The sequence below is a fragment of the Pseudomonas sp. USTB-Z genome, from assembly GCF_019691255.1.
GTDB classification, from domain to species: Bacteria; Pseudomonadota; Gammaproteobacteria; order Pseudomonadales; family Pseudomonadaceae; genus Aquipseudomonas; species Aquipseudomonas alloputida.
The window spans coordinates 15,607-29,374 of record NZ_JAECZP010000017.1 but is presented as its reverse complement, the minus strand read 5'-3'; the positions used below and the strand labels follow the sequence as shown (position 1 = coordinate 29,374).

Here is a 13,768-nt window from a genome sequence, read left to right as displayed (position 1 = left end):
CATGCCCGACGCACCCGCTTTGCACCTGACTGCCATCGACAGCCACGCCCACGTGTTCAGCCGTGGGCTGAACCTGGCCCGCCAGCGGCGTTATGCGCCCAGTTACGATGCGCCGCTGGGCGACTACCTGGGCCAACTGCGGGCCCATGGTTGCAGCCATGGCGTACTGGTCCAGCCCAGCTTCCTGGGTACGGACAACCGCTACCTGCTCAGCGCCTTGCAGACCGTGCCAGGGCAACTGCGCGGGGTGGTGATGCTGGAGCGGGAGGTCGAGCGGGCGACCTTGGCGGAAATGGCCCGGTTGGGAGTCAGGGGGGTACGCCTCAACCTCATGGGGCAAGACATGCCTGACCTGACCGGCGCGCAGTGGCGGCCCCTGCTGGAGCGCATCGGCGAGCAGGGTTGGCACGTGGAACTGCACCGTCAGGTGGCGGACATCCCAGTGCTGGTGCGGGCATTGCAGCCCTATGGGCTGGACATCGTGATTGACCATTTCGGCCGCCCGGATGCCCGCCTTGGCCTGGGCCAGCCGGGGTTTGCCGAACTGCTGACCCTGAGCGGTCGGGGCAAGGTGTGGGTGAAGGTGTCCGGCATCTACAGGCTGCAGGGCTCGCCGGAAGAGAACCTGGCATTCGCCCGTCAGGCGCTGTGCGCACTGGAAGCCCATTACGGCGCAGAGCGGTTGATGTGGGGCAGTGACTGGCCGCATACCCAGCATGAGTCGGAGGTCAGTTTCGGTACCGCTGTCGAACAGTTCGAGGCCTTAGGGTGTTCAGCGCAGTTGCGCCAGGCACTGATGGTGGATACCGCGCGGTCGTTGTTTGGCTTCGAGTGACGTAGCGCCAGTGCTGCAACTGCTGGCAGGTCCTTGAACGCAATCTCGCTTGGTCATGCCTGAGCCGGTGCTTGCCAGTCAGCGCATTTCCCATGCAGATTTGTGGCCCGGCGCGCTTGGCGAGCCTCCAATTGAAAAGCCCTCAGGACCAAGGACGATGAGTCACTCTTCGCAATTCACCTTGCTCGGCAAGCGGCGTTTCCTGCCGTTTTTCATCACTCAGTCGCTGGGTGCCTTCAACGACAACCTGTTCAAGCAGTCGCTGATCCTGGCGATTTTGTTCAAGCTCAGCCTGGGCGATGGTGACCGATCGATCTGGGTCAACTTGTGTGCCTTGCTGTTCATCCTGCCGTTTTTCCTGTTTTCGGCGCTGGGCGGGCAGTTTGGCGAGAAGTTCGCCAAGGATGCGCTGATCCGTGCAATCAAACTGGCCGAAATCGTGATCATGGCGATGGGTGCGCTGGGCTTTGTCACCAACCATCTGTGGCTGATGCTGGTGGCGCTGTTCGGTATGGGGACCCACTCGGCGCTGTTCGGCCCGGTGAAGTATTCGATCCTGCCGCAGGCCCTGCGCGAGGAAGAGTTGGTGGGCGGTAACGGGCTGGTGGAAACCGGCACCTTCCTCGCCATCCTCGCCGGCACCATCGGCGCGGGGGTGATGATGTCGGCCGACAGCTACGCAACAGTGGTGGCCGGTGGCGTGGTCGGCACGGCGGTACTCGGCTACCTCGCCAGCCGCTGGATCCCTCGGGCGGCTGCCGCCTCGCCGCAAATGCCGCTGGACTGGAACATCTTCAAGCAGTCGTGGGTGATCTTGCGCATGGGCCTGGGCCAGCCGCCGGCGGTGTCGCGCTCGATCGTCGGCAACTCGTGGTTCTGGTTTGTTGGCGCTATCTACCTCACGCAGATCCCGGCCTATGCCAAGGATTGGCTGCACGGTGATGGCACCGTGGTGACCCTGGTGCTGACCCTGTTCTCGGTGGGCATTGCCCTGGGCTCGCTGCTGTGTGAGCGGCTCAGTGGACGCAAGGTGGAAATCGGCCTGGTGCCGTTCGGCTCGTTCGGCCTGACCCTGTTCGGCCTGCTGTGGTGGTGGCACTCCGGTGATGTACCGGCTGCAGCAGCGCCGCACGACTGGCTGGCACTGCTGGGCATGAGCCAGGCGTGGTGGATCTTGCTGTCGATCGTCGGCCTGGGTGTCTTCGGCGGCTTCTACATCGTGCCGTTATATGCGTTGATCCAGGCCCGCACGGCCGAGGACGAGCGCGCCAGGGTGATCGCGGCCAACAACATCCTCAATGCCTTGTTCATGGTGGTGTCGGCGGTGCTCACCATCATCCTGCTAGGCGTGGCCAAGCTGAGCATCCCGCAGCTTTTCCTGGTGGTGTCGCTGCTCAATATCGCAGTCAACACCTATATCTTCAGGATCGTGCCCGAGTTCACCATGCGCTTCCTGATCTGGCTGCTCAGCCATTCGATGTACCGCGTGCAGCATCGAGACCTCGAGCGCATCCCCGACGAAGGTGCTGCGTTGCTGGTGTGCAACCACGTGTCGTTCGTCGATGCGTTGCTGCTGGGCGGGGCCATACGCCGGCCGATCCGCTTTGTCATGTACTACAAGATCTACAACCTGCCGGTGCTCAACTTCGTGTTTCGCACTGCCGGTGCCATCCCGATTGCCGGGCGTAACGAAGACCAGGCGACGTACGAGCGGGCCTTCGCGCGGATTGCCGAGTACCTGGCTGATGGCGAGCTGGTGTGCATCTTCCCGGAAGGCAAGCTGACGGGCGATGGCGAAATCGATGTTTTCAAGGGTGGGGTCAGCCGCATCCTCGAAGAAACGCCGGTACCGGTGATTCCGTTGGCCTTGCAGGGGTTGTGGGGTAGCTTCTTCAGCCGCGACCCGGCCAAGGGCTTCTTCAAGCGCCTGTGGTCGCGGGTGACCATCGTGGCAGGCGCCGCCGTCCCGGTGGAGGCGGCGCAGCCTGAAGTGTTGCGCGAACAGGTCAGCCGCCTGCGCGGCCCTCTGCGATAGGGGGTTAGCTGGCGCTGACTTTCAGGCCGACGAGGCCGCAGACGATCAGCGCCACACTGAACAGCCGCACCAGGGCCATGGACTCGCCGAACAGCATGATCCCGGCGATGACCGTACCGACTGCGCCTACGCCGGTCCAGATGGCATAGGCGGTGCCCAGCGGCAACTCCTTCATGGCCAGGCCCAGCAGGCCCAGGCTGATGACCATGGCGCCGACGGTAAGGACAGTGGGTAGTGGTCGAGTGAAACCGTCGGTGTATTTGAGGCCGACGGCCCAGCCAACCTCGAACAGGCCGGCGAAAAACAGGATGATCCAGGACATGAGTGTGTCTCCATCGTTTGAATGATGGGGCCGTCCCCGGAATGGTCACGCGGTGCGTCGTGAGGTCGTCCTCACAGTGTGCATCATGGTGCCAATCTGCGGCCTTCCGGGCAAGTCCACGCCTGCAAGGGGTACCACACCCACTTGTAGGGTCAACTGTCTTGCTCAAAATGTGTAGGCACGGGTTTGTCCGCGAATGGGCCGGGCCTGCTGGCCAATTTCCACCCGTCGTTCACCGTTGCCGCCGCTACCGTATTCGCGGGTAAACCCGCTCCTACACCTGATCGGGGGTGGGCACACATTGGTGATTGGGTGCAGGCCGTCGTAGGCGCGGGTTTACCCGCGAAGAGGCCGGCTGGCAGAAAACGATTCAGGCCAGCACCGCATCTCATACCCGTCAGACCCCTTGCGGAATCTCTTCACCACCCAGCGCCTCGAACAGCACCGGCAGGAATTCGGCAAAGGTCATCATCATCAACTGGAAGCTGGCGTCGAACTGTTGCGCAGCCTCATCGCCACCGTCCTGCTCGGCCTGCTCCTGCAGCAGCTCTTCGAACTTCAGGCGCTTGATGACCATCTTGTCGTCGAGAATGAACGACAGCTTGTCCTGCCAGGCCAGGGCCAGCTGGGTCACCACTTTGCCAGTGCTCAGGTGCAGCTGGATCTCTTCGCCAGTCAGGTCCTGGCGCTTGCAGCGCACGATACCGCCATCTTCGGCGGTGTCGCGCAGTTCGCACTCGTCCAGCACATAGAAGCCTTCGGCGGCTTGCTGCGATTTGACCCAGTCGGTCATGGTGGCCACTGGCGCAATCTTCACCGTGGCCGGGCGCACGGGCAGCGAACCCATCACTTCACGCAGGGTCGACAGCAGGTCTTCGGCGCGCTTGGCGCTGGCCGAGTTGACCAGGATCACGCCCAGACGCGGTGCAATGGCAGCGAAAATCATCGAGCGGCGGATGAACGCACGCGGCAGGAACGCCTGGATGATTTCGTCCTTGATCTGGTCGCGTTCCTTTTTATAGACCTTGCGCATTTGCTCGGTCTCGATCTCTTCGACCTTTTCCTTGACCGCGTCGTTGACCACGCTGCTCGGCAGGATGCGTTCTTCCTTGCGCGCGGCAATCAGCAGGTACTCGCCGCTGACATGCACCAGGGGAGCGTCTTCGCCTTTGCCGAACGGCGCGACGAAACCATAAGTGGTCAGCTCCTGGCTGGCGCAGGGGCGGGCCGGCTTGCTGGCCAGGGCGGCTTCCAGCGCTTCAGGCTCGAACGGAACTTCCTGGGTCAGGCGGTAGGTCAGCAGGTTCTTGAACCACATGAGGGGCAATCTCTCCTTAATGCATAAGGCGGGCATTATTCTCCGAGCGGTGAATTGAGGCCAGCCCTGTCAGAGGGCCAGCAGTGGCTTATGCACGAAAGAATCGACCGACAACGCTAGGTCTTTGAAAGGCCTGAGGTTTTTTTTGCAAAAAGTTTAAAAAGTGCTTGCCAGGGTGCGGGGCGCTCCGTAGAATGCGCGCCACACCGAGACGAAGGGTGATTAGCTCAGCCGGGAGAGCATCTGCCTTACAAGCAGAGGGTCGGCGGTTCGATCCCGTCATCACCCACCACTCGATGTATAGCGCAGCGGTAGTTCAGTCGGTTAGAATACCGGCCTGTCACGCCGGGGGTCGCGGGTTCGAGTCCCGTCCGCTGCGCCATATTCCACTTCCAGGGCCCACTGAACACCCGGAAGTAACAGAGAAAGCGACCTTAGGGTCGCTTTTTTTGTGCCTGTTTTTTGGTGTTTGACCGAAGTGTGAAAAAACTTCGATAAGTGCTTGCCAGAGCGCCAAGTCGCCCGTAGAATGCGCGCCACACCGAGAGACATGGGTGATTAGCTCAGCCGGGAGAGCATCTGCCTTACAAGCAGAGGGTCGGCGGTTCGATCCCGTCATCACCCACCACTCGATGTATAGCGCAGCGGTAGTTCAGTCGGTTAGAATACCGGCCTGTCACGCCGGGGGTCGCGGGTTCGAGTCCCGTCCGCTGCGCCATATTCCACTTCCAGGGCCCACTGAACACCCGGAAGTAACAAAGAAAGCGACCCTAGGGTCGCTTTTTTTGTGCCTGAATTTTGTCCCCCTACCTGCACGCGTTTGCCGCAGCTTCAGCCACGCCGTTCCTCCTCCCGCAATGTCAGCACCTCATACCCACCCTCAGTCACCGCCACGGTATGCTCCCACTGCGCCGACAAGCTGTGGTCCCGGGTGATCACCGTCCAGCCATCCTTCAACTCGCGCGTGCCGCGGCCACCCTGGTTGATCATCGGCTCGATGGTAAACACCATCCCCGGTTTCAGCTTCATGCCCATGCCGCGCTGGCCAATGTGCAGCACCTCTGGCCCTTCATGCATCTGCTGGCCAATACCGTGGCCGCAATACTCGCGCACCACGCTGTAACCCGCCGCCTCGGCATGGGCCTGCACGGCATGGCCGATATCGCCCAGCGTTGCCCCAGGGCGCACCTGCTCGATGCCTTTCCACAACGCGTCATAGGTGGTGTCGACCAGGCGCCGGGCTTCTTCGCTGATCTTGCCGATGCAATACATCTTCGACGAATCGGCAATGTAGCCGCCCTGTTCCAGCGTGATGTCGACGTTGATGATCGAGCCTTCCTTGAGCACCTCATCGACCTTGGGGATGCCGTGGCATACCACGTGGTCCACCGACGTATTGAGCGAGTAAGGGAAACCGTACTGGCCTTTGCTTGCTGGCCGTGCCTTGAGCGTATCGACGATGAACGCCTCGGCGCGGTCGTTGATCTGCATCGTGGTCACGCCGGGGCGGATGAAGCTGTCGAGTTCGGTGAACACCTGGGCCAGTAGCTGGCCGGCGCGGCGCATCAGGTCGAGTTGGGCGGGGGTCTTGAGGATCACCTGGGACATGGGGGGAGGGCAGTTGCTCATGCTGGAAATTGCCCCAGCATAGCGCCAGCGGGTACCGGCTTGCCACTGCATGGTGCGTAACCTGTGCAGGCCTCTTCGCGGGCACGCCCGCTCCCACAGGTACGGCGCCGCCCTCAGGCCTTGCGATATCCCTGTGGGAGCGGGCATGCCCGCGAAAGGGCCGGTATAGCTGGCCCATAAATTGCTGATCTACCCTCATCCCGGGCTATCAACGTCGACAGCCCTCACCACTTCACGACAAAGGCGCCGTGTTGCCCCGCTTGCATCTGCATGCCGGGGCAGCCGGCGCCTTTTTGCGTTTTCCACAGGAGCCCGCCCATGGCCAACAGCGAAGTACGCAGCGTCTGCCCCTACTGCGGCGTGGGCTGCGGCATCGTCATGAGCGTTGCCGATGGCAAGGTCGGCAAGATCAGCGGCGACAAGCTGCACCCGAGCAACTTTGGCCGCCTATGCACCAAAGGCCTCACCGCACACCTGCCACTGAGTGCCAGCGGGCGCATGGCCGACGCCTATGTGCGCCAGCAACGCAGCCAGCCGCCAGTGCGCACCAGCATGGACCAGGCCATCGCTGCCACCGCCGAGCGTCTGCGCAGCATCATCGACCAGCACGGCCCGGATGCCGTGGCGCTCTACGTGTCCGGGCAAATGTCGCTGGAGGCCCAGTACCTGGCCAACAAGTTGGCCAAGGGCTTTATCCGTACGCGCCACATCGAGTCCAACTCGCGCCTGTGCATGGCCAGCGCCAGCAGTGGCTACAAGCTGTCGCTTGGCGCCGATGGCCCACCTGGCAGTTACCAGGACTTCGAGCACGCCGACGTATTTCTGGTGATCGGCGCCAACATGGCCGACTGCCACCCGATCTTGTTCCTGCGCCTGCTTGATCGGGTCAAGGCCGGCGCCAGGCTGATCGTCGTCGACCCGCGGCGCAGCGCCACCGCCGACAAGGCCGACCTGTTTCTGCAGGTGCGCCCCGGCAGTGACATGGCCTTGCTCAACGGCCTTTTGCACCTGCTGCATCGCAACGGCCACACCCACCCCGATTTCATCGCCCGCCACACCGAAGGCTGGGACGAACTGCCGGCCTTCCTCGACGACTATACCCCCGAGCGCGTCGCCGCCATCACCGGGCTGGCCGAGGCCGATATCATCAAGGCCGCCGAATGGATCGGCAGCGCCAACAACTGGATGAGCTGCTGGACCATGGGCTTGAACCAGAGCATTCACGGCACCTGGCACAGCAACGCCATCTGTAACCTGCACTTGGCCACGGGTGCCATCTGCCGCCCCGGTAGCGGCCCGTTCTCGCTGACCGGCCAACCCAATGCCATGGGCGGCCGCGACATGGGCTACATGGGCCCCGGCTTGCCAGGCCAGCGCTCAGCGTTGGTGGAAGATGACCGCGCGTTCGTCGAACGGCAGTGGCAACTGCCACCCGGCAGCCTGCGCAGCGAGGGCGGCGAGGGTACGGTGGCGCTGTTCGGGCAGATGAAAGCCGGTGAAGTGAAAGCCTGCTGGGTCATCTGCAGCAACCCGGTGGCCAGTGTCGCCAACCGCCAGCAAGTGATCGACGGCCTGCGCAAGGCCGAACTGGTCATTACCCAGGACGCCTTCCTCGACACCGAAACCAACCGTTACGCCGACATCCTGCTGCCGGCCGCGCTGTGGGCCGAAGGTGAGGGTGTGATGATCAACAGCGAGCGCAACCTGACCCTGATGCCACGCGCTGTCGAGCCCCCCGGGCAAAGCTTGCCGGACTGGCAGATCATTGCCCGCGTGGCGTGTGCCATGGGCTATGCCGACGCCTTCGACTACCCCAATGCCGAAGCGGTGTATGAGGAAATACGCCGCTTCCACAACCCTGTTACCGGTTATGACCTGCGCGGTATCGGCTATGCCGAATTGCGGACACAGCCGCGCCAGTGGCCTTGTGCACCGGGCAGCGAGCAGCATCGTAGCCCGCTGCGCTACCTCAACGACGGCAGCAGCCAGGCGCTCCTGCTCGATGCCCGGGGTAGGCGGCCGGCACTGGCCTTTCCCACCGCCAGCGGCAAGGCGCGCTTCTTTGCGCGGCCCTGGTTGCCGGCAGCGGAAGTGCCGGACGATGACTACCCCATGGTGCTTAACACTGGCCGTGTGCAGCACCAATGGCACACGTTGACCAAGACCGGCAAGGTGCCGGCACTGAACAAGCTGGAGCCCGGCCCCTACCTTGAGATTCACCCTGAGGATGCCGCCCGGCTGGGTGTCGCTGAAAAGGACCAGGTGGCCGTTCGCTCGCGCCGGGGGCACGCCGTGTTGCCGGCGCGCATCAGTGACCGGGTCATGCCGGGCAACTGCTTTGCGCCGTTTCACTGGAATGACCTGATCGGCGAGCAATTGGCGATCAATGCCGCGACCTGCGATGCGGTCGACCCGCTGTCGCTGCAGCCTGCCTTCAAACACTGCGCCGTAGCCCTGGAGCGGGTCGCAGGCGAGCGCATCGACGCCCTTGATCTGAACACTGCCACTGTAGAGCCTGTCCGCATGCCGACCGCCACCCTGTCCCGTCTGCTTGGCCTGCACTCCCTGCCGGTTCCGGTGCTGGCCGAAGAAGAGCGTCATTACCTGCAAGGTTTCCTGCTGGGCCTGGACCAGGCCCGCGCCGAGGGCGTACCCCGCCTGCCGGCCAGTGCGCCGCTGGCTGCCAGCCTTCGTTTGTTTGTCGACGGTTTGCTGGCCGGGCTGTTCGCCCAGCCTGCAACTGCGCCCATCGCGGCACAGGCCGCGCCATGGCATCAGGTGCTGTGGGCCTCGCAGACCGGCAATGGTGAGCAACTGGCCGAACGCTGTGCCGCGCGCCTGCGCGATGCTGGTCTGAGCGTGCAACTCAGCTGCCTGGAGGCGGTCAGCCCAAGCCAGCTGCAGGGGGTTGCCAGTGTGGTGTTGATCGCCAGCACCTTTGGCGATGGCGACGCGCCCGACAGCGGCGCGGCATTCTGGCAGGCCTTGCAGGGCGAGGAGGGCGCCCACTGCGCCGGGCTGCCCTATGCCGTACTGGCCTTGGGCGACTCCAGTTACGACCAGTTCTGCGGTTTTGGCCGCAAGCTCGACCAGCGCCTGGCCGAGCTGGGAGGGCAGCGCCTGCTGCAACGGGTGGACTGCGAGCCAGACTTCGACGAAGCCTTTGCCAGTTGGCTCGAAGCGTTATTACCTGTACTGGGCACTGCCGCGGCGCCACCTCCGGCGAGTGAACCTGCACCCGTATCGGCCTTCAGCAAGCAGCAACCCTGGATGGCCACCGTACTGGAAAACCGCCTGCTCAATGGCCCCGGCGCCAGCAAGGAAACCCGCCAGCTGGTCTTCGACCTGAGCGGCAGCGGCTTCAGTTACGCTGCCGGCGATGCCCTGGGCGTATGGCCACGCAACTGCCCGGCCCTGGTAGAAGAGCTGCTGACGCTGATGCAGCTCGATGGCCAGGCGATGGTCGAGCTTAAAGGTCATTGCGCCATGCCATTGGCCGAAGCCCTGCAAGCACATCTGGAAATTGCCAAGGTCACTGCGCAACAACTGCAGGCATTTGCCAGCAATGCGCCTGACCTGCAGCGGTTGCTGCAGCCTGAATGCAAGGCCGAGCTGCAAGATTGGCTGTGGGGCCGGCAGTTGGTCGATGTGCTGCGCGCCTTCCCCCAGCAGTTGCCGCTGGCCAGCTGGCTGGAACTGCTCAAGCCATTGCAGCCGCGGCTCTATTCGATCAGCTCCAGCCCGCTGGCGCACCCAGGCCAGGTGCATCTGACGGTGTCGACGGTGCGTTATGGCGAACGTAAAGGCGTGTGCTCAAGCTTCCTTGCCGACCGTGCGCAAGTGCAGAAAGTGGCGATCTTCCCGCAGGTGTCGAAGCACTTCCGCTTGCCCGAGGACGACAGCGTGCCGGTGATCATGGTGGGCCCTGGTACTGGCATTGCACCGTTCCGTGCGTTCCTCGAGGAGCGAGAGGCACGGGGGGCAAAAGGTGACAACTGGCTGTTCTTCGGTGAGCAGTACGCAGCGACCGACTTCTATTACCAGGAGCAGTTGCAGGCCTGGCAGGCGGCGGGGCACCTGCGGCTGGACACGGCGTTCTCGCGGGACCAGGCCGAGAAGATCTATGTGCAGCAGCGCATGCTTGAGCAGGGTGCGCTGTTGTGGCAGTGGCTGGAGGCGGGGGCGTATTTCTATGTGTGTGGCGATGCTCAGCGTATGGCCAGGGATGTGGATGCGGCGTTGCGGGTAATCGTCGCCGAGCATGGCCGGATGGATGCGGCGGCGGCGGCGGCTTATGTCGAAGGCTTGAGCAAGGCCAGGCGTTATCGGCGCGATGTGTACTGAAGTGCTCCAAGATGGGGTGTTGTGCACCTTGAATGTGCATTGGCTGGGCGGGCCCAGCGCAAGTGTAGGAGCGGGTTTACCCGCGAAGAGGCCGACACAGGCAACCCACGCAACCCAGGCAACCCAGGCAACCCGATTGGCACGCTCCCTGCTTAACCTTGGATACAACAAAGCCCACTGATCAACGGCGATCAACCGGGCCCCCTACCGTGATGAATACAGGCAAAGGCGCCTGGAGCTTCGGCTCCAGGCGCTTTTTTTTTGATCGAGGATCGGCTTATGAAGGCAACAGCGAGCAGCGGGCAACGAGAGCGACTGGTCATCGTCGGCAACGGCATGGTCGGCCACCATTGCGTCGAACAACTGGTCAGTCGCGGCGCCCTGCAGCGCTTCGAGGTGCGGGTATTCGGCGAAGAGCGCCAACGCGCGTATGACCGCGTGCACCTGTCCGAATACTTCGGCGGCAGCTGTGCCGAAACCCTGGCCCTGTGTGAGCACGATTTCTACGACGCCAATGGCGTGCACCTGCACCTGGGTGAGGCCGTGCTGGAGATCGACCGTGAGCGCCGCGAAGTCGTCACTGCCGAAGGTCGCTATGGCTACGACCAACTGGTGCTGGCCACCGGCTCCTATCCCTTCGTACCGCCGATCGAAGGCTCCAGCGGCAATGCCCGCCTGGTCTACCGCACCCTGGACGACCTCGATGGCATTCGTGCTGCCGCAGCCGGTGCCCGCCGAGGGGTGGTGGTCGGCGGTGGCCTGCTTGGCCTGGAAGCGGCCAATGCCCTCAAGTCGCTGGGGCTGGAAGCCCACGTGGTGGAATTCGCCCCACGGCTGATGCCGGTGCAGCTGGACGGCGAGGGCGGTGCCGCGTTGAAGGCGCAGATCGAAGCGCTGGGTGTGGGGGTGCACCTGGCGCGCGCCACCCAGTCGGTCAGTGCCGGTGAAACCTACCGCTACCGCATGAACTTCGACGGCGGTGAGCACCTGGAAACCGACCTGATCGTGTTCTCCGCCGGTATCCGCCCACAGGATGCACTGGGCCGGGGTTGCGGCCTGGACATCGCCGCGCGCGGTGGCGTGGTCATCGATAACCACTGCCGCAGCAGCGACCCACGCATCTTCGCCATCGGCGAGTGCGCCTCGTGGAACGGCAGTGTGTTCGGCCTGGTCGCCCCAGGCTACAGCATGGCGCGCAACCTGGCTGGGCTGCTGATGGGCGAGGCGGCAGTGGCGTTCACCGGCGCCGACATGTCGACCAAGCTCAAGCTGCTGGGGGTGGATGTCGGTTCGATCGGCGATGCCCACGGTGCCACGCCGGGCGCGCGCAGCTATCGCTTCATCGATGAAGCCAACAGCGCTTACCGCCGTTTGGTGGTGGATGCCAGCGGCAAGCACGTGCTCGGCGCGGTGCTGGTCGGTGACAACAGCTATTACGACACCCTGTTGCAGTACGCCCAGAACGGCATCGCCCTGCCGGCCGACCCGGCAGCGCTGATCCTGCCGCAAGGCGGTGGTGCGCCGGCGTTGGGCGCCGATGCGCTGCCCGACAGCGCGACCATCTGCTCCTGCCACAACGTCAGCAAGGGGGCGGTGTGCGCCGCGATCGACAGTGGCTGTAGCGACTTGGCTGCGGTCAAGGGCTGCACCAAGGCCGCGACCGGCTGCGGCGGTTGCGCGGCCCTGCTCAAGCAAGTCTTCGAGCACGAACTGACGGCCCGCGGCGTGGCGGTGGACAAGAGCCTGTGCGAGCACTTTGCCTACACCCGGCAGGAGCTGTACGGGTTGGTGCGGGTGGAGGGTATCCGCACCTTCAGCGAACTGCTCGAGCGCCATGGCAAGGGCCATCTGGGGTGTGACATCTGCAAGCCGGCGGTGGGCAACATTCTCGCCTCGTGCTGGAACCAGCCGATCATGGACCCGGCACTGGTACCGCTGCAGGACACCAACGACACCTTCATGGCCAACATGCAGAAAAACGGCACCTATTCGGTGGTGCCGCGCATTCCCGGTGGTGAAATAACCCCCGACAAGCTTATCGTCATCGGCCAGGTGGCCAAGAAATACGACCTGTACACCAAGATCACCGGTGGCCAGCGCATCGACCTGTTCGGCGCCCAGTTGCACGAGCTGCCGCTGATCTGGGGCGAACTGATCGAGGCCGGTTTCGAAACCGGCCACGCCTACGGTAAGTCGACCCGCACGGTGAAGTCGTGCGTGGGCAGTACCTGGTGCCGTTACGGCGTGCAGGACAGTGTCGCCATGGCCCTGCGCCTGGAAGACCGCTACAAGGGCCTGCGCAGCCCGCACAAGCTCAAGTTCGCGGTATCGGGTTGCACCCGTGAATGCGCCGAGGCGCAGAGCAAGGACATCGGCGTTATCGCCACCGACAAGGGCTGGAACCTGTACGTGTGCGGCAACGGCGGCATGCGCCCGCGGCATGCCGAGCTGTTCGCCACCGACCTGGACGACGAAACCCTGGTACGCCTGATCGACCGCGTGCTGATGTTCTACATCCGCACGGCCGACAAGCTGCAGCGCACCTCGGTGTGGCGTGAAAACCTGGAAGGCGGGCTGGACTACCTGAAGCAGGTGATCATCGACGACAGCCTGGGCCTGGCCAACGAGCTGGAAGCGCAGATGCAGCAGGTGGTCGACCAGTATGAATGCGAGTGGGCCAATGCCCTCAACGACCCGGAGAAGCTCAAGCGCTTCCGCACCTTCGTCAACGACCGACGCGCCGACCCGGACGTGCACTTCGTGCGCGAACGCGAGCAACGCCGGCCTGCTGCACCGCTGCACCTGATCCCAACTGTCGAGGAGGCTGTCTGATGAACCTGGCCAATGCTGCTGTGAACACGCAAGAAAACTGGCAGACGGTGTGCCAGGCACAAGACCTGGTGGCCGACTCCGGCGTCGTGGTTTGGTTCGATGGGGCCCAGGTGGCGTTGTTCTACCTGCCGGGGCAGGCCCAGCCGCTGTATGCAGTGGACAACCGCGACCCACGCTCCGGCGCCAACATCATCGGCCGCGGGCTGGTGGGCAGTGTGCAAGGTGAGTTGGTGGTGGCAGCGCCGCTCTACAAGCAGCACTTCAGCCTGCTGAGTGGGGAGTGCCTGGAGGATGCCGGGCAGAGGTTGCGGGTGTGGCCGGTGCGGTTGAAGGGGGAGGCGGTGGAGCTGGCGGTGGCCTGATACCCCTTTGCTGCCTGTGCCGGCCTCTTCGCGGGCACGCCCGCGCCTACGGAATCTGCACCGCCTTCAAATACGGCGCTGCACCTGTGGG

General features: G+C 63.7%; 8 protein-coding genes and 4 tRNA genes. 9 read left to right on the top strand and 3 right to left on the bottom strand.

The genetic code is table 11. The annotated features are described in order from the left end of the window. Window position 1: 1 nt before the first annotated feature. Both I8746_RS19020 and I8746_RS19015 read left to right on the top strand, forming a co-directional pair. Entirely contained in the window at window positions 2-835 is an 834-nt protein-coding gene (locus I8746_RS19020) for an amidohydrolase (RefSeq protein WP_088513581.1), read from the top strand. A 157-nt stretch (window positions 836-992) separates the two neighbouring features. Further along, the gene (locus tag I8746_RS19015) at window positions 993-2,870 is read left to right on the top strand and encodes an MFS transporter (protein ID WP_088513582.1); all 1,878 of its coding nucleotides are present in this window, start codon (window positions 993-995) and stop codon (window positions 2,868-2,870) included. 4 nt (window positions 2,871-2,874) lie between these two features. On the opposite strand, the gene sugE is transcribed toward I8746_RS19015, so the two are convergent. Both sugE and rdgC read right to left on the bottom strand, forming a co-directional pair. Further along, window positions 2,875-3,192 carry a quaternary ammonium compound efflux SMR transporter SugE gene (sugE, locus tag I8746_RS19010; RefSeq protein WP_221100940.1) on the bottom strand — a complete coding sequence of 106 codons (318 nt, stop codon included), beginning with the start codon at window positions 3,190-3,192 and terminating at the stop codon, window positions 2,875-2,877. A 397-nt stretch (window positions 3,193-3,589) separates the two neighbouring features. Next, window positions 3,590-4,510 (bottom strand): recombination-associated protein RdgC, encoded by a 921-nt coding sequence (gene rdgC / locus I8746_RS19005; protein ID WP_003252510.1) that lies wholly within the window; start codon window positions 4,508-4,510, stop codon window positions 3,590-3,592. 216 nt (window positions 4,511-4,726) lie between these two features. Here rdgC and I8746_RS19000 point away from each other — a divergent pair. The 4 genes from I8746_RS19000 to I8746_RS18985 all read left to right on the top strand — a co-directional run bounded on the left by I8746_RS19000 (window position 4,727) and on the right by I8746_RS18985 (window position 5,228). Next, window positions 4,727-4,802 (top strand) — tRNA-Val (locus I8746_RS19000). A 13-nt stretch (window positions 4,803-4,815) separates the two neighbouring features. Continuing rightward, a tRNA-Asp gene (locus I8746_RS18995) sits at window positions 4,816-4,892 on the top strand. Between the two features lie 170 nt (window positions 4,893-5,062). Beyond that, window positions 5,063-5,138: transfer RNA gene (locus I8746_RS18990), tRNA-Val, on the top strand. A 13-nt stretch (window positions 5,139-5,151) separates the two neighbouring features. Next, window positions 5,152-5,228: transfer RNA gene (locus I8746_RS18985), tRNA-Asp, on the top strand. Between the two features lie 113 nt (window positions 5,229-5,341). On the opposite strand, the gene map is transcribed toward I8746_RS18985, so the two are convergent. Further along, window positions 5,342-6,190, bottom strand: coding sequence for a type I methionyl aminopeptidase (gene map, locus I8746_RS18980; protein WP_033726391.1), 849 nt, complete (start codon window positions 6,188-6,190; stop codon window positions 5,342-5,344). 267 nt (window positions 6,191-6,457) lie between these two features. Here map and I8746_RS18975 point away from each other — a divergent pair, with 267 nt between their 5' ends. The 3 genes from I8746_RS18975 (at window position 6,458) to nirD (ending at window position 13,677) form a co-directional block, all read left to right on the top strand. Beyond that, on the top strand, window positions 6,458-10,483 hold the full coding sequence (locus tag I8746_RS18975; protein ID WP_221100939.1) for a bifunctional nitrate reductase/sulfite reductase flavoprotein subunit alpha: 4,026 nt from the start codon (window positions 6,458-6,460) through the stop codon (window positions 10,481-10,483). A gap of 279 nt (window positions 10,484-10,762) precedes the next feature. Continuing rightward, window positions 10,763-13,315: a nitrite reductase large subunit NirB gene (nirB, locus tag I8746_RS18970; RefSeq protein WP_060546486.1), complete on the top strand. Its 2,553-nt coding sequence runs from the start codon at window positions 10,763-10,765 to the stop codon at window positions 13,313-13,315. Next, window positions 13,315-13,677: a nitrite reductase small subunit NirD gene (gene nirD / locus I8746_RS18965; RefSeq protein WP_014754224.1), complete on the top strand. Its 363-nt coding sequence runs from the start codon at window positions 13,315-13,317 to the stop codon at window positions 13,675-13,677. The genes nirB and nirD overlap by 1 nt, the downstream gene beginning before the upstream one ends. Window positions 13,678-13,768: the final 91 nt, after the last annotated feature.

Bases quoted from the DNA above. Each gene is read 5' to 3' on its own strand.
- I8746_RS19020 (WP_088513581.1), top strand. From the start codon at position 2: ATGCCCGACGCACCCGCTTTGCACCTGACTGCCATCGACAGCCACGCC.
- I8746_RS19015 (WP_088513582.1), top strand. From the start codon at position 993: ATGAGTCACTCTTCGCAATTCACCTTGCTCGGCAAGCGGCGTTTCCTG.
- sugE (WP_221100940.1), bottom strand. From the start codon at position 3,192: ATGTCCTGGATCATCCTGTTTTTCGCCGGCCTGTTCGAGGTTGGCTGG.
- rdgC (WP_003252510.1), bottom strand. From the start codon at position 4,510: ATGTGGTTCAAGAACCTGCTGACCTACCGCCTGACCCAGGAAGTTCCG.
- map (WP_033726391.1), bottom strand. From the start codon at position 6,190: ATGCAGTGGCAAGCCGGTACCCGCTGGCGCTATGCTGGGGCAATTTCC.
- I8746_RS18975 (WP_221100939.1), top strand. From the start codon at position 6,458: ATGGCCAACAGCGAAGTACGCAGCGTCTGCCCCTACTGCGGCGTGGGC.
- nirB (WP_060546486.1), top strand. From the start codon at position 10,763: ATGAAGGCAACAGCGAGCAGCGGGCAACGAGAGCGACTGGTCATCGTC.
- nirD (WP_014754224.1), top strand. From the start codon at position 13,315: ATGAACCTGGCCAATGCTGCTGTGAACACGCAAGAAAACTGGCAGACG.